At 69.9% G+C, this 22466-nt stretch carries 25 protein-coding genes; 14 read left to right on the top strand and 11 right to left on the bottom strand.

Going from position 1 to position 22466, the window contains the following annotated elements:
- Window positions 1-16: 16 nt before the first annotated feature.
- Window positions 17-385: a VOC family protein gene (locus tag EAO79_RS05170; protein WP_124768125.1), complete on the bottom strand. Its 369-nt coding sequence runs from the start codon at window positions 383-385 to the stop codon at window positions 17-19.
- Window positions 386-448: 63 nt separating this feature from the next.
- Between EAO79_RS05170 and EAO79_RS05165 the strand changes: the two genes are divergently transcribed.
- Window positions 449-895, top strand: a complete 447-nt coding sequence (locus tag EAO79_RS05165) for a MarR family winged helix-turn-helix transcriptional regulator (RefSeq protein WP_124768123.1) — start codon at window positions 449-451, stop codon at window positions 893-895.
- Between the two features lie 13 nt (window positions 896-908).
- Here EAO79_RS05165 and EAO79_RS05160 read toward each other — a convergent pair whose 3' ends face one another.
- Window positions 909-2039 (bottom strand): epoxide hydrolase family protein, encoded by a 1131-nt coding sequence (locus EAO79_RS05160; protein ID WP_124768121.1) that lies wholly within the window; start codon window positions 2037-2039, stop codon window positions 909-911.
- Window positions 2040-2146: 107 nt separating this feature from the next.
- On the opposite strand from EAO79_RS05160, the gene EAO79_RS05155 reads away from it, so the two are divergent.
- Together EAO79_RS05155 and EAO79_RS05150 are read left to right on the top strand one after the other, a co-directional pair.
- Window positions 2147-2728 carry a helix-turn-helix transcriptional regulator gene (locus tag EAO79_RS05155; RefSeq protein ID WP_124768119.1) on the top strand — a complete coding sequence of 194 codons (582 nt, stop codon included), beginning with the start codon at window positions 2147-2149 and terminating at the stop codon, window positions 2726-2728.
- Complete coding sequence (locus tag EAO79_RS05150) at window positions 2725-3282, top strand: hypothetical protein (protein WP_079704568.1); 558 nt, start codon at window positions 2725-2727, stop codon at window positions 3280-3282. Before EAO79_RS05155 ends, EAO79_RS05150 begins: the two co-directional genes overlap by 4 nt.
- 41 nt (window positions 3283-3323) lie before the next feature.
- Here the strand turns inward: EAO79_RS05150 and EAO79_RS05145 are convergent, their stop codons facing one another.
- From EAO79_RS05145 to EAO79_RS05135, 3 genes are read right to left on the bottom strand one after another with little or no spacing between them, the layout of a single operon-like run.
- Window positions 3324-4292 carry an NAD(P)-dependent oxidoreductase gene (locus tag EAO79_RS05145; RefSeq protein ID WP_124768117.1) on the bottom strand — a complete coding sequence of 323 codons (969 nt, stop codon included), beginning with the start codon at window positions 4290-4292 and terminating at the stop codon, window positions 3324-3326.
- Window positions 4289-6967 (bottom strand): alpha/beta fold hydrolase, encoded by a 2679-nt coding sequence (locus EAO79_RS05140; RefSeq protein WP_371413674.1) that lies wholly within the window; start codon window positions 6965-6967, stop codon window positions 4289-4291. Before EAO79_RS05140 ends, EAO79_RS05145 begins: the two co-directional genes overlap by 4 nt.
- Window positions 6961-7947, bottom strand: a complete 987-nt coding sequence (locus tag EAO79_RS05135; RefSeq protein ID WP_194718740.1) for a 3-oxoacyl-ACP synthase III — start codon at window positions 7945-7947, stop codon at window positions 6961-6963. The genes EAO79_RS05140 and EAO79_RS05135 overlap by 7 nt, the downstream gene beginning before the upstream one ends.
- 228 nt (window positions 7948-8175) lie before the next feature.
- Between EAO79_RS05135 and EAO79_RS05130 the strand changes: the two genes are divergently transcribed.
- A complete protein-coding gene (locus EAO79_RS05130) occupies window positions 8176-9249 on the top strand; it encodes a hypothetical protein (protein ID WP_124768113.1) in 1074 nt (357 codons plus the stop codon).
- A gap of 82 nt (window positions 9250-9331) precedes the next feature.
- Complete coding sequence (locus tag EAO79_RS05125; protein WP_124768111.1) at window positions 9332-10558, top strand: pyridoxal phosphate-dependent aminotransferase; 1227 nt, start codon at window positions 9332-9334, stop codon at window positions 10556-10558.
- A 78-nt stretch (window positions 10559-10636) separates the two neighbouring features.
- On the opposite strand, the gene EAO79_RS05120 is transcribed toward EAO79_RS05125, so the two are convergent.
- A complete protein-coding gene (locus EAO79_RS05120; protein WP_079704563.1) occupies window positions 10637-11305 on the bottom strand; it encodes a YitT family protein in 669 nt (222 codons plus the stop codon).
- A 91-nt stretch (window positions 11306-11396) separates the two neighbouring features.
- On the opposite strand from EAO79_RS05120, the gene EAO79_RS05115 reads away from it, so the two are divergent.
- The gene (locus EAO79_RS05115; protein ID WP_124768109.1) at window positions 11397-11888 is read left to right on the top strand and encodes an Lrp/AsnC family transcriptional regulator; all 492 of its coding nucleotides are present in this window, start codon (window positions 11397-11399) and stop codon (window positions 11886-11888) included.
- Between the two features lie 39 nt (window positions 11889-11927).
- Here the strand turns inward: EAO79_RS05115 and EAO79_RS05110 are convergent, their stop codons facing one another.
- Entirely contained in the window at window positions 11928-13163 is a 1236-nt protein-coding gene (locus EAO79_RS05110) for an MFS transporter (RefSeq protein ID WP_205125839.1), read from the bottom strand.
- A gap of 83 nt (window positions 13164-13246) precedes the next feature.
- Between EAO79_RS05110 and EAO79_RS05105 the strand changes: the two genes are divergently transcribed.
- On the top strand, window positions 13247-13561 hold the full coding sequence (locus EAO79_RS05105) for a helix-turn-helix transcriptional regulator (protein ID WP_064295809.1): 315 nt from the start codon (window positions 13247-13249) through the stop codon (window positions 13559-13561).
- A 101-nt stretch (window positions 13562-13662) separates the two neighbouring features.
- Window positions 13663-13980 carry a hypothetical protein gene (locus tag EAO79_RS05100; RefSeq protein WP_086472701.1) on the top strand — a complete coding sequence of 106 codons (318 nt, stop codon included), beginning with the start codon at window positions 13663-13665 and terminating at the stop codon, window positions 13978-13980.
- 192 nt (window positions 13981-14172) lie between these two features.
- Here EAO79_RS05100 and EAO79_RS19325 read toward each other — a convergent pair whose 3' ends face one another.
- Together EAO79_RS19325 and EAO79_RS05090 are read right to left on the bottom strand one after the other, a co-directional pair.
- On the bottom strand, window positions 14173-14457 hold the full coding sequence (locus tag EAO79_RS19325) for a hypothetical protein (protein WP_241160991.1): 285 nt from the start codon (window positions 14455-14457) through the stop codon (window positions 14173-14175).
- Window positions 14458-14903: 446 nt separating this feature from the next.
- On the bottom strand, window positions 14904-15425 hold the full coding sequence (locus tag EAO79_RS05090; protein WP_079704559.1) for a MarR family winged helix-turn-helix transcriptional regulator: 522 nt from the start codon (window positions 15423-15425) through the stop codon (window positions 14904-14906).
- Between the two features lie 131 nt (window positions 15426-15556).
- Here EAO79_RS05090 and EAO79_RS05085 point away from each other — a divergent pair, with 131 nt between their 5' ends.
- Genes EAO79_RS05085 through EAO79_RS05070 form a run of 4 tightly spaced genes read left to right on the top strand, consistent with a single transcriptional unit; the run spans window position 15557 to window position 17403 of the window.
- Complete coding sequence (locus tag EAO79_RS05085) at window positions 15557-15859, top strand: hypothetical protein (RefSeq protein ID WP_124768103.1); 303 nt, start codon at window positions 15557-15559, stop codon at window positions 15857-15859.
- Window positions 15860-15866: 7 nt separating this feature from the next.
- Window positions 15867-16406 carry an RNA polymerase sigma factor gene (locus EAO79_RS05080; RefSeq protein WP_241160990.1) on the top strand — a complete coding sequence of 180 codons (540 nt, stop codon included), beginning with the start codon at window positions 15867-15869 and terminating at the stop codon, window positions 16404-16406.
- Entirely contained in the window at window positions 16403-17020 is a 618-nt protein-coding gene (locus tag EAO79_RS05075; protein WP_079706159.1) for a hypothetical protein, read from the top strand. Before EAO79_RS05080 ends, EAO79_RS05075 begins: the two co-directional genes overlap by 4 nt.
- Window positions 17020-17403, top strand: coding sequence for a hypothetical protein (locus tag EAO79_RS05070; RefSeq protein WP_124768099.1), 384 nt, complete (start codon window positions 17020-17022; stop codon window positions 17401-17403). The genes EAO79_RS05075 and EAO79_RS05070 overlap by 1 nt, the downstream gene beginning before the upstream one ends.
- Window positions 17404-17409: 6 nt before the next feature.
- Here EAO79_RS05070 and EAO79_RS05065 read toward each other — a convergent pair whose 3' ends face one another.
- The gene (locus EAO79_RS05065; protein WP_124768097.1) at window positions 17410-18348 is read right to left on the bottom strand and encodes a DMT family transporter; all 939 of its coding nucleotides are present in this window, start codon (window positions 18346-18348) and stop codon (window positions 17410-17412) included.
- Between the two features lie 72 nt (window positions 18349-18420).
- On the opposite strand from EAO79_RS05065, the gene EAO79_RS05060 reads away from it, so the two are divergent.
- The gene (locus EAO79_RS05060) at window positions 18421-19344 is read left to right on the top strand and encodes a LysR family transcriptional regulator (RefSeq protein ID WP_124768095.1); all 924 of its coding nucleotides are present in this window, start codon (window positions 18421-18423) and stop codon (window positions 19342-19344) included.
- 90 nt (window positions 19345-19434) lie between these two features.
- Entirely contained in the window at window positions 19435-20616 is a 1182-nt protein-coding gene (locus EAO79_RS05055; protein WP_124768093.1) for an alcohol dehydrogenase catalytic domain-containing protein, read from the top strand.
- A gap of 84 nt (window positions 20617-20700) precedes the next feature.
- Here EAO79_RS05055 and EAO79_RS05050 read toward each other — a convergent pair whose 3' ends face one another.
- On the bottom strand, window positions 20701-22137 hold the full coding sequence (locus EAO79_RS05050; RefSeq protein ID WP_124768091.1) for a glucose-6-phosphate dehydrogenase: 1437 nt from the start codon (window positions 22135-22137) through the stop codon (window positions 20701-20703).
- Window positions 22138-22466 lie beyond the last annotated feature (329 nt).

The following is a 22466-nucleotide window of genomic DNA, read 5'->3' as shown; positions in this document are numbered from 1 at the left end:
TCGAACGAGAACGAGCTCAGGCGCGGTCGTGGAGGGTCAGCTGGTAGCCGTCGGGGTCGGCGAAGGTGAAGGTGCGACCGAACGGGCCGTCGATCGGCGCCGAGACGATCGTGTGGCCGTCGGCGACGAGGGTGTCGTGGATCTCCTGGACGTCCGTGGCGTGCAGCCAGATCGCCGCGCCGATCCCGGGCTGGTTCACCGAGGCGAGATCGGTTCCGGGGACGATGTCGCGCAGGGCGAAGGCCGTCGGCGTCGTCTCGAAGACGACCGCGTGCGGCGGGCCGGCCTGCGAGCGGACGAGGCCGAGGTACTGCTCGTAGAAGGCCTGCGAGGCGTCGAGGTCGGTGACCTGGAGGGAGATGAAGTCGGGTCCGGTGACGGGCATGATGTGCGTCCATTTCTCTTGTGTCAGTTACCTGACGCACTCAGCCTATGTCAGAATACTGACATGAGTCAACGCGGGATCGAACTGGACACCTCGCTCGGGTACCTCCTGAAGGAGGCTTCGAGCGCACTCCGCTCAGCCATGGAGGCGGTGCTGCGGCCACTCGGCATGACGATCACGCACTACTCCTGCCTCGAACTCCTCGCCCAGCGACCCGGGCTGTCGAACTCGGAACTGGCTCGCGGCGCCTTCGTCACCCGACAGTCCATGAACGTGCTCCTGCAGGCCCTCGAGCGCGACGGCTTCGTCAGTCGACCGGAACAGGCTCCCATCGGCAAGGCACTGCCGACTAGGCTCACACCGCTCGGCCGCGAGCATCTCGGGCAGGCGACCGCTGCCGTGCGGTCAGTGGAGGTCAGGATGCTCGGGGGCCTGACCACCGATCAGCAGCGTGAGGCGCTCGTCATCCTGCGCAGCATGATCGGGTCACTTCGCGACGACGAGCGCTGAGGCGTCCGGCCGGTCAGTCGGCGATCGGCAGTGTCTCCACGAACGCCTCGATCCGGTCCGCCACCACGTCCGGCACCTGCCAGGCCGTGAAGTGCGCGCCGCGGTCCAGCTCCTCCCAGCTCCGGATGTCGGTGTACGTCCGCGCCGCGTAGGAGCGTGGGAGTCCGCGTTCGCCCGTCTGCACGGCGACGGCTACGGGCACCTCGATCAGTGGGAGTTCAGGCTGCTTCGGGTGGTCGCGATACGGCCGGAACGATGACCCGACGCTCTGCGTGAACCAGTACAGCGAGACCGTGGTCAGCAGCTCATCGTCGGTCCACCAGTCCCCCTCGCCCGCCCACGCGAGGAGCTTCTCCACGATCCACGCGGCGAGGCCCACCGGCGAGTCGTTGAGGGCCGTCGCGAGGATCTCGGGCCTGGTGGCCTGCACTCGGGCATAGGCGAGACCGCGAGCCCACTCCTGGTCGTGTCGGTCGAGCCAGTCCTGCTCCTCGGCGGTGAGGTCGCGCGCTCGGGACGCAGATGGGAAGGCGGCGTGCGTCGCGAACTGGCCGATGACCGATTGGGGATACAGGGCCGCGAGCCAGTCGCTCGTCGTCGACCCGACGTCCTCGCCGTAGGTGAGGTAGCTCGCGTGCCCCAGCACCTCGGTCATGAGTGCGTGCATGAGTTCGGCGACCACCGGGCCGGTGAACGGCCGGTCCACGAGAGGCGCCGAGAACCCGTACCCGGGCAGCGAGGGGACGACGACCTCGAAGCCGAGTGTCCGGCCGTCGCCGAGGTCGACCGTGCGTCCTGCGAGTTCCCTCGCCAGCGGCAGCATCTCGACGAAGGAGTACGGCCAGCCGTGGAACGCGATCACCGGGATCGTCACCGTGACGCCGTCCGGAGCCGGTAGCCGCGCGACATGCAGCCGCTGCCCGTCGACCTCCGCCTCGAACTGCGACACCTCCTGCAGCTCGCGTTCGATGCGTCGCCAGTCGAAGCCGTCCCGCCAGTGGCCGACGAGCGTACGTAACCGGTCGAGCGAGAGGGCGCTTTCCTCGCCGGCGTCACCGATCGCGGCGGGGAGGCGAACCGTGTCGAGTCGCCGCCGCAGGTCCTCGAGGTCGGCATCGGGCACCTGGATCCGGAACGAACGCATGCGCTCGACGCTAGGGCAGACGTCCGACAGGGATGAAGATGCGCAGCGACGGTGTTCGATCACGATGTTCGGGTATCATTTAGCTATAGCTAATGATCGGGGAGTCGATGAGTACGCTGATTCGGGACACGATGAGCGCGGCGGGGACGAGCGGGGCCGAACTGGCTCGGCGCCTGCACGTCACGCCTGGGGCGATCTCGCAGCTCTTGAAGTCCGAGGAGGACGCGACGATCAAGCTGGCATCGCTCGAGCGGGCACTGCGCGCCCTGGGGAAGGACATCGTCATCAACGCGGTCGAGTCGTCATCACCCGCCGCTCGGTTCTCGCCCGCCGGAGTCTCCCAGGCGATGAGCGACGCACTCCTCGAGGGAGATCGCACGTTCGCCCTCCGCCTGCTGACGCAAGCGGCGCAGAAGGTCGCAGTCGAGCCCGACCTTGCGACTGATCCGCTGTTCGCCAGACCTCCAGAGCAACTCCCGGATACCGGATGGGACACCCTGTTCCGTGCCCATTACGGCCGAGCACTGCCTGATGCGCTCACCGCACGATGGCCCGAGCTGACGCCGCTGCCCGAGCCATGGTTCGTCTCCCAGTTCGACAGCCTGCGGGAGCGTGCGCGCACCCGCTCGCCGGAGCACTTGCGGCGCCTCAACATCTTCATCGACGAGCAGAGCCTGAGCCGCGCGTGAACCGTGAGCCGCAGTTGGATCCGGGTTTCGTCCGCCAGTTGATGCGGGAGCTCGAAGGCGCTTTGACCGAGCGGAAGGTGAACGGACGAATGTACGTGGTCGGAGGGGCTGCACTGGCTCTGCAGTACCCGGACGATCACGACATACGTGTGACGACCGATGTCGACGCGGTCTTCTGGCCAGACGTTGAAGTGCGAGAAGAAGCAGCGAGGCTGGCGGAGCGCTATTCGCTTTCGCCGACCTGGTTGAACTCGAATGCAAAGCCGTTCATCCCGGACGGCCGAGGAGACGTCAGGGCACACTCCGAAGGCTTCGTCGTCGCTCTTGCAGATCCGAAGGTGCTCGTCGCGATGAAGCTCGCGAGCGCTCGGGAACAGGATCTCAGTGACCTCGTCTTGCTGGTGAGACACCTGGGGATCACCGCTGCGGAAACCCTCGTCGACATCGCCTTCGACATCTATGGCGAGGAATCGATGAGTCTGACGGACAGCCGAGAAGACGTGTACCGCCTGGCCGTGGACGTGTTGGCCGCTGCCAAGCGCTCAACGGGCTGACCGACGCTACCCCCTGAGCGCATGAACGGGAGGAGAAGACCTCAGGCGCGGTAGTGCTCCGCCAGGCGTTCGAGTCCCTCGTCGATCGAGACCGCCGGCGTCCAGTGCAAGGCCGCGCGGGTCTGACGCTGGTCGAACCAGTGGGCGGTCGACAGCTGTTCCGCGAGGAAGCGCGTCATCGGCGGCTCATCGGCGCCGGGGCGGATGCTCCACAGGCGCTCGACGAGCCCACCTGCGGCCCGGGCGACGCCGGCGGGGACACTGAAGGCGGGCGGCTTGACACCGGCGGCACGGCAGATGCCCGCGAGCAGCTCACCGACCGGACGCGGCTCCCCGTTCGTCACCACGAACGCACGACCGTGTGCCGTCTCCGCATGCTCGAGTGCCGCCGCGATCGCCGACGCCGCGTTCGCGACATACGTGCTGTCGATGAGGGCGGTTCCGTCGTCGAGCAACGGCAACCGGCCGCGGCGTGCGCGGTCGACGATGCGCTCGACGAGCTGCGGGTCGCCCGGACCCCAGACGAGGTGAGGCCGCACGACGACGACCGCGAACCCGCGACGGTCACGTTCGAGGGCGAGCAGCTCACCCTTCGCCTTCGTCCGCGCGTACTCCCCGCGTGCTGCGTCCGGGTCGGCCGGTTCCGCACCGACACCCACGAGCGCCGAGCCACCGTGCGCGACGGACGGCGAGGAGATGTGGACGAATCGTGAGACGCCCGCGGTCTCGGCGGCGTCGAGGACGACCTCGGCCCCGGCGACGTTGACGCGCTCGAACTCCGCCGGGTCACCCGCCAACGAGACCTTCGCGGCCAGGTGGACGACGGCGTCGACACCGACCATGGCCGTCTCGACGACCGCCGCGTCGGTGATCGACCCGCGCACTTCCTCGACATCGGCGAGCGCCGACGGGCCGCGCTGCAGGACGCGGACGTGGTGGCCGGCGCGGAGCAGCTCCAACGCGACCTCGCGGCCGAGCATGCCGCTCGCGCCGGTCACGAGGACCGTCACGGGGTGCTCAGCCGTTCACCGGCCAGGATGCCTTCCGCCCACACCGACAGGCGGGTGCGGTCGATCTTGGAGTTGTGGCGGATGTCCGTCGGCAGCTCGGGTACGACGAACACCGCGACGAGCGGCTGCGTCGAAGCGTCCCGCACCTGCGCGGCGAGCTCCGCATCGGCGAGCTGGACCCGCTTCGTACCCGTGGTCGTCTCGACGATCGCGACGCACTGGCGGAGACCCGCGGGGCCGACGCCGACGACGGCGGCGCGGCGAACGAGCGACACGGTCTCGATCGCCTGCTCCGGTCCGACCGGAGCGATCGGTCCGTCCTGGGTCGCGATCACGTGCGGCAGACGGCCCTCGATCCAGAGGCGGCCATCGGTGTCGAGATGCCCGACATCGCCGGTGCGGTGCCAGCGTCCGTCATCGGCGACGTCGCGGACAGCGGCACGGTCGGTCAGCCAGAGCCGGTCGTACTGCGATTTGAGGTGCTCCGCCGAGATGATGACCTCGCCGAGGCGATCCGCGTCCTGCGTCGGCGCACCCGTGGCGCGTCCGGCCTCATCGAGTGGGCTGATGCGCACGTCGACGCCGCCGATGGGCGTCCCGACGCACACACCCGTGTGCTCGGTGTCCTCGTCGGGCAGCGTGTCGAGGGTGATGTCCGCAACGAGCAGGCACTCGGTCATGCCGTACACCGCGTGCGCGGACGCGTTGGGCAGGACGCCCACGAGTGCCGTGAGGAGCTGGCGACTGACGGGCGCGCCCGTCGAGAGCACTGTCCTGACGCCCTGGAGCGCTTGTCGGTCCGCTGCGTCGAGCGCGTCGGCCGTCGCGACCACGTTCAGGATGGCGGCCGGCGAGAGGAACACGATGTCGGCGTCCGTCTCGGCCACGGCGGCAGCGACCGCCCGGGCGGTGAGCGTCCGGGGCGCCGAGATGTCCATCTCCGGCGTCGAGGAACGGGCACCGAGCGCCGGACCGAGGAGGGCGAACGGAGCGAAGCCGGTGACGAGTCCCGAATCGGCGGTGATCGCGAAGTGCTCCGAGAGGACGTCACGGAGCGACGACAGCTGGGCGTGGGTGTACTTCACGCCCTTCGCCGGGCCGGTCGATCCAGAGGTGTACAGGATCGCCGCGAGGTCGGTCGGGCCGGGTTCGCTGGGCAGCTCAGGCGTCGTGCGGGTGTCGAGCAGGTCCTTGAGGCTGTACGAGACGCCGAGAGCTGCTGCTGTCGCACCGGGGAGGCGGGCGGCTGAGACCTTCACGCCGGGCCAGCCGAGCGCCCGGGCTGCGGCGAGCCCCTTGGTCTCACCGATGACGTAGGCGGGCCAGGCACCGCGCACGGCTCGGTGGAGTCCCTTGACGCCGAGACCGGCGTCGGCGACGACCACGACCGCGCCGATGCGCAGGCAGGCGTAGATGACGGCGGTGAGCGTGGCGCCAGGCGTGACGAGTAGCGAGACGCGGTCGCCCCGTCGCACACCGATGCGGTGCAGGCCGGCGGCCAGGCGGGTCACGCGGTCGTCGAGCTGCCGCCAGCTGACGCGACGTGCGGTTCCGGACCCGCGCTGCTCGACGATGGCGTCGCCGTCGTCGGTGCGACGCTGGTCGAGCCGACGCCACAGCGGCTCGAAGCCGCCGTCGGACGCGGACGCCTCGGCGGGAGCAGTCGGCACGGTCTTCGCGGTCGCACCCTGCGGCAGGCGGTCGCCGAGCCAGGTGAGCAGCGATTCGGCGACGGGGGCGTCGTCGATGACGAGGTGGCCGGCGCCCTCGAAGCGGTGGACCTCGGCGTGCGGAAGGCGGTCGGCGAGGTCGTCGAGGTAGCGGTCGCTGAAGATCGGATCGCGCGGGCCCCAGAGCATGACGGCCGGGACGCGGAGCTGGGCGACGTCGTCGGCGAGGCGCTCGAGGCGCGCGAAGCTGACGTGGTCGGGCGTCGCGGGGATGTCGGCGACGAACGCACCGATCCCCCGACGACGGGCCGGCGACCCGTACGGGCTCCGGTAGGCGTCGCGGACGTCGCGGTCGAGCGGCGGTGACGCGAGGGAGAGCGTCGTGTCGAGGAACGCCGTGGTCTGGACCGATCCGGCACCGAGCATGCCTCGAGCGCCTGCGAGACGCAGCGGCGCGGGGATCGCAGTGCCCTCCGGGTGGTGCACGGCGGTGTTGAGGAGCATCGAGCCGACGAGCTCCTCCGGGTGCTCCGTCGCCCAGCCGAGGGAGATGACGCCGCCCCAGTCGTGGCCGAGCGTGACGACGGGACCGGTGATGCCGAGCGCCTCGGTGAAGGCGGCGAGGTCGGCGATGCGCTGTTCCAGGGTCCGGGTGGTCTCGGTGCGCTCCGACCAGCCCATCTCCAGCTGGTCCACCGCGACGACGCGCCAGGCGTCGCCACCGGAGGACGCCTGCTCGACCGACTGCGTGACGAGCGAACGCCACAGGTACGACCACGTCGGGTTCCCGTGGACGGCGAGCACGGTGCCGACCGGTGTCGCGCCGGCTTCGGCGAGCGCCGAGGCGGTGTCGAGGTAGTGCCAGTTGCGCGTCGTGCCGTCGTCGGCCAGGCGGCCGGGGACGTCGATGCGGTGGGAGAAGGCGGCGGGCAGGCCGGGCAGACCTGCGGCGCGCACCCCCATGGTCCGCAGACCGACGTTCGCGGCGACGGTGCCCGCTACCACGCGAGTTCCATGAGGCCGGTGTTCAACCCCGAGCCGACGCCCATGAGGAGGACGCGGTCGCCCTTGTTCAGGGTCGACTGCTGGTCGGCGAGGGTGATCGGGATGGAGGCCGGCCCGACGTTGCCGAGGTAGGGATAGGTGACCGGCACCCGGCTGCGGTCGAGTGACGCGGCCTTCACCATGGAGTCCGTGTGGATGGACGACACCTGGTGGGTGATGTAGCGGTCCATCTTCGACCACCGCCACGAGTCGCCGGCGGCCTCCTTCCACGCGGAGACGACGAGGTCGAGCCCGCCCTTGAGGAGTGCTCGGGCGTCCGTGAACATGCCGTCGACGCTGCCGACGCAGAGGTGGTTGAACTCGGTCGCGGCGCGGGTGACGCCGCCGAGGATGCGGTGCCCCTCCGGGTGGCGGTCCGCCGGGCCGATGACGGCGGCGGCCGCTCCGGAGCCGAGCGTGAGAGAGGCGAACTCGCTCATGAAGTCGTCGCGGTCGATGGTACTGCCGCTCAGGCGCTCGATCGTGTTGGCGTGGACCTCGCTCGCGTCCTCACCGTTGACGATGAGCGCGTACTCGATCTGTCCGGACTCGATCATGGCGGCCGCCATCGTCATACCGGTGACGAACCCGAGGCAGGCGTTGGCGATGTCGAAGTTGATGGCCGAGCTCGGCAAGCCGAGGCCGTCGTGGATGCGGACGGCGACGGAGGGCTCGAGGTGCTGTCTCGTGACCGAAGTGTTGATCATGAGGCCGATCTGCGACGGCGAGATGCCGGCCTCGGCCAGCGCACGGCGTCCGGCCGACACGGTGGCGTCATCCGAGTTCTCACCGGGGCCCCAGTGTCGTCGCTCGACCACACCGGCGACGCGTCGCAGGATGCCCTTCGGGAGGCGGGCGCGTTTCATCGCGGCCGCGAGGCCCTCTTCGATCTCGACCGAGGTCACCACTGCGGACGGCAGCGTGCTCGCCACCGACAACATGGCCACATTGTCGAATCGGGTAGTTGCGTTTCCGGTCACGATTCCTCCGTGCCTCTGACCAGGCAGTCTTGACCGCCAGCGTCTGACGGTACTCCTCTACCCTGAACGTGGACGAATCGTGTCCCCGACGTTGACAGCGGGCGTCCAGCCGGACAGCGCGCGGGGCGTCCGCCTAGGCTGGTGGGCGCGGCCCATTCCGCCGGTGCCGCCCGATCGGAGGATGTCACGATGGTGGTCCGGCCCTACTGGTTGAAGCGTGCGAGCATCGAGGACTTTGAGGCGGCCTACGACCCCGAGACCTGGCCCTCGTACACCGATTCGACCGGGCTGCCGCTGTTGGCCGAGGCGATGTCCAACCAGGATCCGGCGACGCGCGCGTTCATCGCCGGGCGGCTCCTTGACGACGGGGCGGATGCGACGGTCGTCCTCGACGAGGGGTACACGCTGCTGCACGTCCTGCTGGCGCAGCGCGCCCGGGACCCCGAGGTCGACCCTCCGCTCGTCCGTCGCCTCATCGCCGCCGGTGCCGACGTGAACCGGCCCGCCGGACGACACCAGCGCCGCCCGGTGGAGGAGGTCGACCACCCGAAGCTGTCCGAAGCGGAGCTCGAACCCTACTACCGTGCGTTCTTCGACCAGCCGGGCCTCGAGCTCCTCGCGCCCGACCCGCACGGGCACTCGGTGCTCGACCGGGCCCGCTCGAGTCGCTTCCGGCGGCCGCAGCTGTTCGACCTGGTGACGGCGTATCTGGATGCGGCCGGACTCGCCCCCGCCACCGAGGCGGTGACCCGCACGGCTACCTGGCAGAACCTCGACGAGCTCCGAGCCGTCTACACCCCAGGCCTCGCGTCCGCGGTCGACGAGAACGGCGACAGCCTGCTCCACGCCGTCCTGCGCAATCCCGACCTCACCGTCCGCTCCACGTTCGTCCCGCAGCTGCTGGCCGACGGTGCCGACGTCGCCCTGCGCACCGCCGAGGGCGACAGCGTCCTCCACCTCGCGCTCGACCGCTCCGGCGCGCGGGACGCCGAACAGGACGCCCGGGTGCTCGGCGCACTCATCACCGCGGGTGCCGACGTCAACGCGTCGTCACCGGCGAACGGTTTCCCGCTGACCGCACTCGCCGGGCAGGGCAACTTCCCCGAGAACCGACTCGAACCGCTGTACGACGTGCTCCTCGCCGCGCCTGGCCTCGACCCGGCCGTCGTCCTCGCTGACGGCCGGACCGCGCTCGACGTCGTCCGCACGGCGCGGCCTCCTCGTCCGGTGCTCCTCGCCCGCCTCGAGGCCCTTGCCGTCTGACACCGGAGCCGACCGACCGTGGGAGCCGCGATCCCTGAATCGGCATTGTCGTGCGCTCACATCCCCGCAGTAGCCTGTGGGGATGACCACCCGCCGCACCCTCGACCAATCCTCCAAGCTGAAAAGCGTCCTCTATGAGATCCGGGGGAAGGCCCTCGTCGAGGCCGTGCGTCTCGAGGCCGACGGGCACCGCATCCTGAAGCTCAACACCGGCAACCCCGCGATCTTCGACTTCGAGGCACCGCACCAGATCGTGCGCGACATGATCGCCGCACTCCCCCACTCCCACGGGTACAGCGACAGCCGCGGCATCCTCTCCGCGCGTCAGGCCGTCTCCTACCGCTACGAGGAGATGGAGGGGTTCCCCCGGGTCGATCCGGAGTGGGTGTTCCTCGGCAACGGCGTCTCCGAACTCATCACGATGACGATGCAGGCCCTCCTCGACGACGGCGACGAGGTCCTCATTCCCGCGCCCGACTACCCGCTGTGGACCGCGATGACGAGCCTCGCGGGTGGCACGCCGGTGCACTACCGCTGCGATGAGGAGGCGGACTGGGCGCCCGACATCGAGGACATCCGCTCCAAGATCACGCCGAACACCAAGGCGATCGTCGTCATCAACCCGAACAACCCCACGGGCGCGGTGTACTCCCGCGAAGTGCTGGAGCAGATCGCCGGGGTCGCACGCGAGCACGGGCTGCTGCTGCTCGCCGACGAGATCTACGACCGCATCCTGTACGACGACGCCGTCCACATCCCGATGGCGACCGTCGCCCCCGACCTCCTCTGCCTGACGTTCAACGGCCTGTCGAAGACGTACCGCGTCGCCGGCTACCGGTCCGGCTGGCTCGTCATCACGGGGCCCCGCGACCACGCCAAGGGCTTCCTCGAGGGCATCACCCTCCTGGCGTCCACGCGCCTGTGCCCGAACGTGCCCGCGCAGCACGCGGTGCAGGCGGCGCTCTCCGGTGTGCAGTCGATCGACGCCCTCATCGCACCGAGTGGTCGCCTGCTCGAGCAGCGCGACGCCACCTGGGCCGGCCTCAACTCCATCCCGGGCGTCTCCTGCACCAAGCCGATGGGTGCGCTCTACGCCTTCCCGCGCCTCGACCCCGAGGTCCACGAGATCCACGACGACGAGCAGCTCGTCCACGATCTGCTCGTGGCGGAGCACATCCTGCTCGTCCAGGGCACGGGCTTCAACTGGCCGGACCCCGACCACCTGCGGGTCGTGACCCTGCCCGAGGAGCGCGTGCTGACGGACGCGATCGAGCGGCTCGGGAACTTCCTGTCGTCCTACAAGCAGTAGGCGCGCGACAGCAGGACATCAGCGCGGTAGCAGGATGTTGTCGAGCAGCACGTCCTGCTGCCGGGCGGATCTCCTGCCCTAGACGCCGAGGTAGCGGCCCGGCCGGTGGTTGAGCGCGAGGATGAGGTTCAGGAGGACCGCACCGAGCGCCGAGACGAGCACGTTGAGCGGCGGCACGGCGACGAGCGACACGAGCACCACCACGGTGTCGACGGCCATGAGGACGTAGCCGGCACGGATGCCGAAGCGGTCCTGCAGGATGAGCGCGACGATGTTGAACCCGCCGAGGCTCGCCCGGTGTCGGAACAGGATCAGGATGCCGACGCCGCAGAGCACGTTACCGACGACGGCCGCGTAGAACGGGTCGATGTGTCCGACCGGCAGGAACAGCGGGTGCACCCCGGACAGGACGGACACGAGCACGATCGCGCCGCCGCTCCGCAGCGTGAACACCCAGCCCTTGCCGCGGATCGCGAGCAGGAAGAACGGCAGGTTGATCGCGATGAACAGCACCGGGAACGGCACGGGCGCGAGGTAGCTGACGAGGAGCGACAGGCCTGCCGTCCCGCCGGTCACCGCCGAACCGGCTTTCAGGATGAAGAGGCCGAACGACACGACCGTGACGCCGACGAGCAGCCCGAGGATGTCCTCGACCGCCCCGTGTCGGACTGGAGACGGCGCCGGGGCAGGTGTGGAGGGAGCCTGCTGCGCGCTCGACGTCGCGGCGCTCGGCTGCTGGGTACTCATTCCGCCAACGATGCGTCAGCTCGTCGTCTTGCGCAACACGAGTAGAATGCAGTGGTCATCGTGCTCGATTCCCAGCCCGAGAGTGAGCAACATGCCTCATCCTGCGACCATCGACCACCTCGACGCGCGCATCCTGACCGCGCTCGACGACGACCCGTCCATGACGGCGCTCGCCCTTGCACGCACCCTCGGCGTCGCGAGGAACACCGTCCACGCCCGCCTGCGTCGACTCGAGACGAGCGGCGCACTCGGCGCCCCGAGTCGCCGGGTGCGACTGTCGGCGCTGGGCTATCCCCTCACCGCGTTCATCGAGATCTCCATCCGGCAGGACCTCGCGACCGAGGCCTACGCGGCCCTCGAGTCGATCCCGGAGATCGTCGAGGTGCACGCGACCACCGGCGACGCCGACCTCTTCGCGAAGGTCGTGGCACACGACACGGAGGACCTGCACCGCATCGCGGGCGTCCTCCTCGCTGCCCCTGGCGTGGTCCGGACGAACACCAAGGTCTCCCTGATCGAGGTCATCCCGTACCGATCGTCGAGCCTCCTCGACCGCCTCGCCGAGGAGCCGTCAGCGCGCTGAGGTCGTCAGCGCGCTGAGGTCGTCAGCGGGCTCGAACCGTCAGCGCGCCGACCGGGCACGCACCACAGCGGCCGTGCCCGCGGCGATCGCGACGACCGTGCCGTAGCCGAGCACCGTGGCGTGGAGCCCGATGGCCGAGGCGAGCAGGCCGGCGATGACGGCCGGCACGCCGAAGGACAGGTACGCGACGATGTACAGCGCGGCGAAGAGCTCAGCGCGTTCGTCGGCCGGCGCGAGCGGGACGAGCGAGGCGATCGTGCCCATGAACGCCGTGCCGAACCCGGTTCCGGCGATCACGACGGCGACCACCGCGACCGGGAGCGACCCGAGGATCAGGGCGACGAGCAGGAGCACGGTACCGGCGGACAGCGCGGACGCCCCGTAAACGGCCGCGACGACGGGTCGGCGGCGGTGGAGCACCGCGGCCGCGACGGCCCCGGCGGCCGGCAGCAGCCCGATGAGGAGTGCCCCTCCGAGCTGGCCGTCCACGCCGAGCTCCGTGTGCATGATGCTCGGCCCGAGGGAGAGGAACAGCCCGCCGGTCGCCCAACCGCCGAGGACGATCGGGATGCTCACGACGAACAACCGTCGGGCATCGACGGGGACGGCTGCGCGGGGTCGGATGGCGCGCGCCCACCCGGGGGTGCGGGCTGCGGTCTCCGGCACGTTCCAGATGGACACCGCGATGAGCAGGTACGCGACCGCCAGCGGCAGGAACGTCCAGCTCGACGGGTCGGCGACCGTCTGCAGCAGGACGCCCGCGAGGATCGTGCCGGAGGCGAGACCGATCATCGGGGCGATGGCGTTCAGCAGGGTCGCCGCTCGTGGCCGCTCGGGCGGGGCCAGATCGATGATCGTCGCCGACAGCGTGGAGAGCAGTGCCCCGCTGGCGAGGCCTTGGAGCACGCGGGCGAGGTACAGCAGCGCTCCGGAGTCGACGTGCCAGAGGAGCAGCATGCTCGCGGCGAGCACGACGAACCCGGCGGTGATCACCGGGCGGCGTCCGAGGTGGTCCGAGACCGAGCCGATCGTGAGGAGCGCGACCAGCAGGGCGAGCGCGTAGGCCGAGAAGGCGATGGTGACGCCGATCGGGCCGATGCCGAGCCGCTCCTGGAGCTCCGGGTAGAACGGTGACGGAGCGCTGGCACCGGCGAGCATGAGTGTGCTGCCGAGCCCCGCGAGGACGAAACCGAAGCGACGGCGCGGCAGCACGGGCGCGCCGTCAGCCGCGGTGGGCACGGGTCGGGTCGGGGGTGACGGGGTCGTCGTCTGCACGGGGCGGGCATCCTTCGGTTCCAAAAATGTCGAACGATTGGACGATACGCGCTTTCCGCTCATTGTTCAACTATTATCGAACCATGCCCGCACCAGCCGATCTCACGCACCCCGACCGCGAGGCGATCGAGCTGCCGGCCGTCCTCTTCGCGCTCAGCGATCCGGACCGACTCGAGATGGTGCGGCAGCTCCGGGACGGACCGATGGACGCCGCGAACTGCACCGCCCTCGACCCCACGATCCCGAAGTCGACGAAGTCCCACCTCATGAAGGTGCTCCGCGAGGCCGGCGTCATCCGGAACGAGCCGAACGGTCGCCACCGCACGCTCACCCTGCGGCGTGACGACCTCGACACCCGGTTCCCGGGCCTGCTCGACGCCGTCCTCGACGCCGACTGACCAGCAATCCCGCCCCTGGCATTCGCGCCGCATCGACGGGAGCTGCCAGAATTGTCGGCGCGGTGATCGACCGCGCAGACGATGACAGGGGGCTGGGGAACATGGGAACGCTGCGGTACGGGAACGAAGCACTCGAACTCGAGGATCGGACCCTCGCCCATGTGCAGATGGTCGTCGTCTCCAAGCTCCGCAAGGGCGAGGCGTTCCTCCTCTCCTGGACGATCGACCCCGCACACGGCTCGGGCCGCTACGCCATCTGGATCGAGACCGGCGTCCCCATCGTCTTCCGGTTCACCGGCTCACGCCCGGTCGCACTCAACCGCACCTGGTTGCAGGCCATGCTCGACCGCACCTACACGCCGGCGGGGCTCGAGCTCATGCCGGAGACCGACTACCCGGAGCTGTCCGCCGACAACTGAGGCACCGCCACCAGCACGATCCCAAGTAGCACAAGCGATCCGACCGTTCAAGCATCGGTCGTCCGACACGTGCTCGATTACCATCGGATCATCGAAGGTCGGGGACTTCTGAGAGTCGGCTCGAGCGGTGCCTGGAGGGCCCGCAGCGCGCGGTCGAAATCGTCGAAGACATTCGGAGGCGGGTCACACGGATCAGACCGTGCGGCCCGCCTCGTATCTGCGATCGCCGCTTGATGCAACGGCGCTCGACGACGCGTCGAGCAGGATGGTCGCGGACGCACGCGGGCCGAAACGCTCGGCGAAGTCGATCTCATTCGGGAGCCAGACATCGCGCCACAACGATTCGTGGTCGCGGCCGAGTCGTTGATCGCGAGCCATTCCGCGCTCGGCGGCGGTGTTCAGGTCGACATCACACCACACGGTCACGTCGAGACTGGGAAGCGCCTCAGGGTGCAGGAGCCCGATGAGGTCGACCACGAGGATCTCCGCCTTCGGGAGCGACTCCGGCGCGCCGAGGGCCCGTGCCGACCAGTCATACCGACGGAACTCGCTCTCTTGACGCGCCCGGAACGGATCCAACACGGTGGTCACGAGGCGTCGACGATCCACCCCGTCCCAGTCGGATGACCGCCTGTGCGAGCGAGCCGGGTCGAGGAAGTCGTCGCCCCTGATGCGCGCCGCCCGTGGGAGTTCCGCGACCAGACTTCGCGCGAGTGTCGACTTCCCTGAGCCGCAGTAGCCCGAGATGCCGACAGTGATGGGATGCGCCGTCTGCTGCGAATGACTCTCGACATGGTCGATGAGGGCACGATATTCCATATGTTGACCATACAAGTGACCAGTCCACGCTGGGTAGGCCGAAGACTCTCGCTCTGCCGGTGGCGGCCTGCGCCTGTGCCGCTCGCGGCAAGTGCCGGGGCGGCTCAGTGCTGCGGCTGCCCCTCGGGCTCGGTGCGGTCGATCGAGTCGACGGCCTCGCGCATGCGGTCGAGGAAGTCGACGATGCCGGCCGCGATCTCCGGTTCGATCCCGGTGGTCGCCTCCATCATGCGGTGGTGCATGTGGCTCAGGGTCTTGCGGACCTCCGAGTCGGCGAAGTCGGTGGTCGAGACGGTGACGCGGCGACGGTCGGTCTCGCTCGGCCGACGGACGACGTGACCCGCCGCCTCCAGGCGGTCGAGCATGACCGTGACCGATGAGGTCTTGATGCCGAGGTAGGCACCGAGATCCGTGGGGCTGACGAGGCGGTGCTCCTGCTTGGCGCGCAGCATGAACCGCAGCGCGAGGAGGTCGTTCTCGCCCATGTGCATCTCGTCGCGGGTCCGACGACGCATGGCGGCCTCGGCAGCACGGTACAGACGCATGGCCTCGAGCATGCGGCGGCCGCGCTCGTGCTCGTCCTGTTCGTACCAGTAGTGCTGCGCGTCAACGGCTTGGGCGGTCATGAAGTCCAACAGTAGTGGTTCTCGTAACGAGATTGCCTAGCGGAGTCTGGATCGCGATGTCAAGTGGGGTACATGCAGACGCATGAATAGCTAGATTCTCTAACAACACGAACGTTGAGCAAGGAGCAGTCATGAGCACGGTGTTGGAGCGAGGCACGGGGACCACGGTCGCCTGGGCTGAGCCGGACGCGACCCTCTGGGTCGCCTCGGTCGACGGCGAGTACGCCGGCATGGTCGAGTTCCGGGACGGCCGCTTCGTCGCCGCCTCGAGCACCGGCAAGGACCTCGGGGTCTTCGTCTCCCTGCTCCGCGCCAAGGAGGCGGTGGAGAACGGCCCGGCGAAGACGCTCCAGTTTCCGTACGTCGCCGCTGTCGCCGCGTCCGCGATCGTGTCCGCGACCGCCGTCGCCTTCACCGCTTTCGCCGTCCTCTAACCACTCCGTGAAGCGCTCGCTCGAGGTGCTCCCGGACGGAATCCTCGCCGAGCGCGCCGCCACCGCCTTCGAGGTCCTCGTCTTCCGGCACGGTTCGCTCATGCGCGCCTACGCCGTCCGCGTGCTGGGCAACCAGTCGGAGGCGGAGGACGTCGTGCAGGACGTCCTCATCCAGGCGTGGGGCCAGCTGGACCGGCTGAACGACCCGAACGCGGTGAAGTCCTGGCTGATGCGCATGGTCTCGAACCGGGCGATCGACCGCATCAGACGCCGCCGCGAACACAGCGAGATCGAGGATTGGAATGCCCCCGCCCCGTCCCATCAGTCCCCGGAACGGGTCGTCGAGGTGCGCATGCAGATGAGCGCACTCGCTTCGGTCCTCGACCGACTGCCCGCCATGCAGCGCGAGTGCTGGATGCTCAAGGAGACGGGCGGGCTGTCGTACGTCGAGATCGCCGAATCGCTCGGGGTCCCGACGTCGACGGTGCGCGGCCAGCTCGCGCGGGCCAGACAGACCGTCCTGCGGGAGATGGAGGTGTGGCGATGAACGACGACGACCACGAGTCCATGCTCGACGGCCTGGCCGGCGCCGACCTCGACGGGCACACCATCGACGAGCTCTCCGACTACCTCGACAGCGGCCGCGAGCCCCTCGACCCCGACATCGAAGCCTCCCCCGGTTGCCAACTCGCCCTCGACGCCCTGCTCCGGCTGCGCACCCAGACCTGGGCGCTGCTCAAGTCGGAGGCGGCGACGCACTCCGAGCAGGACCGCTCCTGGATGCACGCGGTCCTCCAGAACATCTCACTCGAGGCGCACGCCGGTCGGGACATCCCGCTCAGGCACCCGGACCCCGAGGTGCACCTCCGTATCACGGAGGGCTCCGTCCGTACCCTGATCCGCGGGGTGGGCGACAGCGTCGGCGGGGTCATCGTCGGTCGGGTCCGGCTCGACGGCGATGTGACGACCCTGGACGCGCCCATCACGGTGGCGATCACCGCCTCGGCCGCGTTCGGCAACAACCTCGAACGGCTGTCGCAGCTCATCCGGGATCGCGTCGTCGCGGAACTGGCCACGCACACCGAGCTCAACGTGGTCGCCGTCGACGTCACGATCATCGACATCCACACGCAGCGCGTCGCCCGCCCGGAGGACTCCTGATGGACACCGATGCCGCACTCTCGCAGCAGCTCACCGCCGTCGTCGCCGCGACACCGGGGGTCACGACGGTCTACGCGTCCGGGTCGCCGATCCGTGCCGTCCTGCGGACCGTCGCCGACGCGGTCGGGCGTGACGACGACAAGCCGACGAAGGTGGCCATCGGTCGCGGAGCCGACGGCGCGCTGACGATCGGCGTGACCATCGGCGTGACCGACGGGGCTCCGGTCCCGGCGACCCTCCGTCTCGTCGGCGATGCGATCCGTGGGGTACTCGCGACGTCGAGGGAGGGGACGCCGATCCATGAGATCGACGTCCGCGTGTGCCGGATCGAGGACGCAGCGCCGCTGGGAACGCCGCTCACGGGCGCGGCGACCACGCTGTAGACCCCGTCAGACGGGCGCCGGCTCCTGCTGCACCGTGGGCGCCGTGCCCGTCGTCCGCGCACGGTGGCGGCGTTCGATCGCCTGGCCCACATAGCTCGCCACGATGATCAGCGCCGCACCGAGTGCGCCCAGCGGCCCGATCGCCTCCCCCGCGATGAGCACACCGACGAGGAGCGCCCAGACGGGTTCCGTCCCCATGAGGATGCTCGCCCGGGACGCGGAGGTCCGCCGGACCGCCCACAGCTGGACGACGAAGGCGAACACCGAGCACAGCAGCCCGAGGAAGAGCACGTCCAGCCAACCGCGCAGATCGAGCAGCGTGAAAGCCGCAGCGAGCCCGTCACCGGCGATGAGACTGAACGCCCCGGCGCACACGAGCATCTGGACGAAGACGACGCCGAGCGTGCTGTCCGTACGACCTCGCGTCAGGTGCGCACTCGACGTCACGTGCACCGCACGGACGACGGCGGCGGCGATCACGAGCGCGTCGCCCGCGGTGGGTGCGCGGAGACCGCCGTCCGACACGAGCAGCGCGACACCGACCACGGCTGCGACCGCGGCGACGAAGTAAGACCTCGGGAGCCAGGACCGCGACGCGACACCGTCGAGCACCGGCGTCATGACGAGCGCGAGGCTGATGAGCAGCCCGGCGTTCGTCGCCGAGGTCAGGTGCACGCCCCACGTCTCGAGGCCGATGATCGCGGCCTGCGAGCAGCCGAGTGCCGCCGCGATCAGCAGGCCCCGTCCGCGAGGGAGCCGCTCCCGCCGCACGAGGCAGATGAGCCCGATGGCGATCACCGCCACGAGGAACCGCAGGGCGACCGCGGCCGGCACACCGGTGACGGCGGCGAGGTCCTTCGCCGCGAGGAAGCTGGCGCCCCACACCGCTGCGACCCCGACGAGCAGCACGTCGATGATGAGTTCGGAGGGTGCGCGGCGGGCCATGCCGCTACTCTCCTGGAGACGGACACGACAGAACAACAGGCAGTTTCTGGATCGACGATGAAGGAATTACTTATGGATCCCGCTCGCCTCCGCCTCCTCCGCGAACTCGGTGACCGTGGCAGCGTCGCCGCGGTCGCCGCAGCCATGCACGTCAGCGCCTCGGCCGTGTCGCAGCAGCTCGCCACGCTGCAGGCCACCATGCCGGTGCCACTCACCGAGAAGCATGGACGCCGGCTCGTCCTCACCGAGGCCGGCGAAGCCCTGGCCGTCGCCGCCGCGCGCGTCGAGGAGGCTCTCGCCGAGGCCAGGGACGCCGTGGACTCCTTCCTCCAACACGAGCAGCGCCCCGTGAGCGTCTCCGCGTTCCACAGCGCGGGGCTGGCGTTCTTCGGACCGCTGCTCGCGGGCGGCCCTATCCCCGGAGTCGACGCGACCGGTCCGGTTCCGCGGCTCATCCTCGCCGATGCCGACGTCGCGCAGGACCGGTTCGCCGGGCTCACGGCGGACTACGACCTCGTCATCGCCCACCGGCTCCCGCACGAGCCGGCGTGGCCGCTCGACCGCCTCGTCGTGACGCCGCTGCTCGTCGAACCCCTCGACATCGCGATGCACGAGGCGCATCCACTCGCGGCGCGGTCGGAGCTGCGACCGGAGGATCTGCGCGACGAACGCTGGATCTCCACGCACGAGGGGTTCCCGCTCGCCGGCGTCCTCCATCACCTGGGCGCGCTGAGTGGCCGGGCGCCGCGGATCGACCACCGTATCAACGAGTTCTCGGTCGCCGCCCAGGTCGTCCGCACGGGGGCGGCGATCGCCGTCATGCCGCGCACCACGGCGGCACCGTTGGCCGTCGACGGCATGGTCCTCCGACCGGTCGCCGGCGCGGTCCTCGTCCGGCACGTCGACGTCCTGGCGAGACCGGAGGCGATGGCGCGATCCGCGGTCCGGTCGGTGCTCGCCAGCCTCCAGCGCGTGGCCGCCGACGCAGCACGCTGAGCTCGTATCAGCCCTCCGACGAGACGTCCACCCCCAGTCGCCCGACGTCCAGGAGGCGCAGGGTGGAAGGACAACGACGAAGGAGCATCCATGCGCGCACTCACGTACCAGGGTCGCCGTTCGGTGTCGGTCGAGACCGTCCCGGACCCCGCGATCACCGCCCCCACCGATGCGATCATCCGTGTCACCTCGGCAGCCATCTGCGGCTCCGACCTCCACCTCTACGAACTGTTCGGCCCGTTCCTCGACCGCGGCGACGTCCTCGGCCACGAGACGATGGGTGTCGTCGAAGCCGTCGGCTCGGAGGTCACCCGCGTCGCGGTCGGCGACCGGGTCGTCATCCCGTTCACCATCGCGTGCGGCGAGTGCTTCATGTGTCGCAACGGGCTGCAGTCGCAGTGCGAGACGACCCAGGTCACCGAGCACGGCAGCGGCGCCTCCCTCTACGGCTACACGAAGCTCTACGGGCAGGTGCCGGGCGGACAGGCCGAGTTCCTGCAGGTCCGACTCGCCGACGCGAACTGCATCGTCGTCGGTCGCGACCTGCCCGACGAGTCCTACCTCTACCTGAGCGACATCCTCCCGACCGCCTGGCAGGGCGTCGAGTACGCCGAGGTGCCGGACGGCGGCTCGATCACCGTGCTCGGCCTCGGCCCGGTCGGTCAGCTCGCGGCTCGCATCGCCAAGCACCGCGGTCTCGAGGTCTTCGCCGTGGACCCGGTGCCGGAGCGCCGTGCCCTCGCCGGGCGCTACGGCATCCGTGCGCTCGACCTCTCGGACGACGTGGTCGCGGAGCTCCGCGACGCCACCGGCGGACGCGGCCCGGACGGGGTCGTCGACGCCGTCGGCATGGAGGCCCACGGGTCACCGATCGCGGCTGCGGCACAGACGGCCGTCGGCGTGCTGCCCGACGCGATCGCGCGACCGGCCATGGAGCACGCCGGCATCGACCGGCTCGCCGCCCTGCACACCGCGCTCGAGCTCGTCCGCCGTGGCGGCGTCGTGTCCCTGAGCGGCGTCTACGCCGGTGAGGCGGACATCATGCCGATGAAGTCGATGTTCGACAAGCAGGTGTCGCTCCGGATGGGTCAGTGCAACGTCGCCCGCTGGATCCCGACGCTGCTCCCCCTCGTCGAGGACAGCACCGACCCGCTCGGCGTGCTCGACCTCGCGACCCACCGCGTGCCGCTCGCCGAAGCACCGGCGATGTACGAGACGTTCCAGAAGAAGGAGGACGGCTGCATCAAGGTCGTCCTGAAGCCGTCGGCGTAACCGCCCACAGCACGAAACGACCCGCGCCGATCATTCGGCGCGGGTCGTTTCGTGTCAGGCGCTCAGCAGTGCGTCAGAGCCCGGTCACCAGTCCGTCGGACCGGCGCTCCCCGCCTCGTACTCCTCGAGCGGCGTCTCACCAGCGGACCAGGCGGTGAGGACCGGGGTGACGATGCGCCAGCACTGCTCGGCGATGTCGCCGCGCACCGACAGCAGCGTGTTCTCCTGCAGGAGGCCGGCGAGCACCTGCGCGTAGGCGCTGAGGGTCGCAGCTCCGGGATCGGCCTCGAGCTCGACCCGGCGCAGGCCGTCGACGTCATCGGCTCCGGTCACGATGAGGTCGAGGTGCACTGCACCGCCCTTGAGCGACATGCGGAGGACGGTGTCGGAGTGTCCGTCCGGAGCGTCCAGTCCGGTCGGCGCAGCCGAGCGGCGGAAGTGCACGGCGACCTCGCGGCGCGGGTCACCGATGCCCTTGCCGGAGCGCAGGACGAACGGCACGCCCTGCCAACGCGGGGTGTCGACCTGGAGCAGGAGCTGTGCGAGCGTCTCCGCCTCGCGGGAGGCGTCGACGTCGGGCTCGTCCACATAGGAGGGGAAGAGCCGGTCGCCGACCCGGCCCTCGGTGTAGCGGGCGCGACGGGCGGTGGACGGGTCGTCCTTCCACAGTCGCACGGCGCCGAGGACCTCGGCGATGCGGTCGTGGACGTCGGTCGGCGTCACCGCGTCTGGACGCTCCATCGCCGTGAGGGCGAGGACCATGAGCAGGTGGCTCTGCAACATGTCGCGCAGAGCGCCGGTCTGGTCGTAGAACGCTGCACGCCCCTCGAGCCCCAGCTCCTCGTCGTAGAGGATCTCCACCTTCTCGATCTGTTCCGCGTTCCAGCCCGCCTCGAGGAGTCGGTTGCCGAAGCGGAGGCCGAGCATCCCGAGGACGGTCGCGTTGCCGAGGAAGTGGTCGATGCGCCACAGACGCTCCTCCGGCACGACGTCGGCGAGCGCCGCGTTGAGCGCCTGGGCGTCGGCGAGGTCGTCGCCGAACGGCTTCTCGATGGCGATGAGGAGGTCGTCGGGCAGGTCGATCTGCGCGAGCGCCTCGGCGACCTTGCGCCCGGCGGACGGTGGGAGCGCGATGTAGAGGATCGGCGAGCCGGTGCAGGCGTCGAGCAGTGCACGCAGTTCGTCGGGGTCGGAGGCGTCGGTCGGGATGAACTCCGTCGTCGACACCAGCGCGTCGACGGCCCGGGCTCCGATGCCGGCGTCCTCGAGACTGGCGCGGACGGTCGCACGCCACTCCTCGTTCGGCTGCGGCGTGCGGGCGGCGCCGATGATCTGCAGCGAGATGTCGCGTGCGGCGTCGACGACCTCGCCGAGGCCGGGGATCAGGAGCCGCTTGGCCAGGTCGCCGTTGGCGCCGAGGATGGCGATGGTGCGCTTCGTCGGCTCCAGCGACTCCGCGTCCGGGATGCCGGGTACGGTGTCGGGATCGGGCTGGGTGGTGGTGTCGGACTGGTCGCTCATGATTCCATCCTGACCGAGCCGCGGCCGATCGTCGTGGGGTTGCGCACGCCCGCGCCCCGGTCACTGAGCCAACTTCGGCCACTGAGCTAACTTCGGTCACTGAGCTTGTCGAAGTGCCCCCGAGCACACGTCCACGGCCACAGAACGACTCCCCGTAGGCCCTTCGACAGGCTCAGGGAACGGGCGCCCCGCTCACCGAGCCGACCTCGGTCACTGAGCCGACCTCGGTGACTGAGCCGACCTCGGTGACTGAGCCAACTTCGGTCACTGAGCTTGTCGAAGTGCCCCCGAGCACACGTCCACAGCCACAGAACGACTCCCCGTGGGCC

The sequence above is a fragment of the Plantibacter sp. PA-3-X8 genome, from assembly GCF_003856975.1.
In the GTDB taxonomy this organism is placed as follows: domain Bacteria; phylum Actinomycetota; class Actinomycetes; order Actinomycetales; family Microbacteriaceae; genus Plantibacter; species Plantibacter auratus.
This window is presented reverse-complemented; position numbering and strand designations above follow the sequence as displayed.

Excerpts from the sequence above, each read along its gene's own strand:
- EAO79_RS05170 (WP_124768125.1), bottom strand. The coding sequence starts at position 385 with ATGCCCGTCACCGGACCCGACTTCATCTCCCTCCAGGTCACCGACCTC.
- EAO79_RS05165 (WP_124768123.1), top strand. The coding sequence starts at position 449 with ATGAGTCAACGCGGGATCGAACTGGACACCTCGCTCGGGTACCTCCTG.
- EAO79_RS05160 (WP_124768121.1), bottom strand. The coding sequence starts at position 2,039 with ATGCGTTCGTTCCGGATCCAGGTGCCCGATGCCGACCTCGAGGACCTG.
- EAO79_RS05155 (WP_124768119.1), top strand. The coding sequence starts at position 2,147 with ATGAGTACGCTGATTCGGGACACGATGAGCGCGGCGGGGACGAGCGGG.
- EAO79_RS05135 (WP_194718740.1), bottom strand. The coding sequence starts at position 7,947 with ATGTTGTCGGTGGCGAGCACGCTGCCGTCCGCAGTGGTGACCTCGGTC.
- EAO79_RS05130 (WP_124768113.1), top strand. The coding sequence starts at position 8,176 with ATGGTGGTCCGGCCCTACTGGTTGAAGCGTGCGAGCATCGAGGACTTT.
- EAO79_RS05125 (WP_124768111.1), top strand. The coding sequence starts at position 9,332 with ATGACCACCCGCCGCACCCTCGACCAATCCTCCAAGCTGAAAAGCGTC.
- EAO79_RS05120 (WP_079704563.1), bottom strand. The coding sequence starts at position 11,305 with ATGAGTACCCAGCAGCCGAGCGCCGCGACGTCGAGCGCGCAGCAGGCT.
- EAO79_RS05115 (WP_124768109.1), top strand. The coding sequence starts at position 11,397 with ATGCCTCATCCTGCGACCATCGACCACCTCGACGCGCGCATCCTGACC.
- EAO79_RS05105 (WP_064295809.1), top strand. The coding sequence starts at position 13,247 with ATGCCCGCACCAGCCGATCTCACGCACCCCGACCGCGAGGCGATCGAG.
- EAO79_RS05100 (WP_086472701.1), top strand. The coding sequence starts at position 13,663 with ATGGGAACGCTGCGGTACGGGAACGAAGCACTCGAACTCGAGGATCGG.
- EAO79_RS05090 (WP_079704559.1), bottom strand. The coding sequence starts at position 15,425 with ATGACCGCCCAAGCCGTTGACGCGCAGCACTACTGGTACGAACAGGAC.
- EAO79_RS05085 (WP_124768103.1), top strand. The coding sequence starts at position 15,557 with ATGAGCACGGTGTTGGAGCGAGGCACGGGGACCACGGTCGCCTGGGCT.
- EAO79_RS05075 (WP_079706159.1), top strand. The coding sequence starts at position 16,403 with ATGAACGACGACGACCACGAGTCCATGCTCGACGGCCTGGCCGGCGCC.
- EAO79_RS05070 (WP_124768099.1), top strand. The coding sequence starts at position 17,020 with ATGGACACCGATGCCGCACTCTCGCAGCAGCTCACCGCCGTCGTCGCC.
- EAO79_RS05065 (WP_124768097.1), bottom strand. The coding sequence starts at position 18,348 with ATGGCCCGCCGCGCACCCTCCGAACTCATCATCGACGTGCTGCTCGTC.
- EAO79_RS05060 (WP_124768095.1), top strand. The coding sequence starts at position 18,421 with ATGGATCCCGCTCGCCTCCGCCTCCTCCGCGAACTCGGTGACCGTGGC.
- EAO79_RS05055 (WP_124768093.1), top strand. The coding sequence starts at position 19,435 with ATGCGCGCACTCACGTACCAGGGTCGCCGTTCGGTGTCGGTCGAGACC.
- EAO79_RS05050 (WP_124768091.1), bottom strand. The coding sequence starts at position 22,137 with ATGAGCGACCAGTCCGACACCACCACCCAGCCCGATCCCGACACCGTA.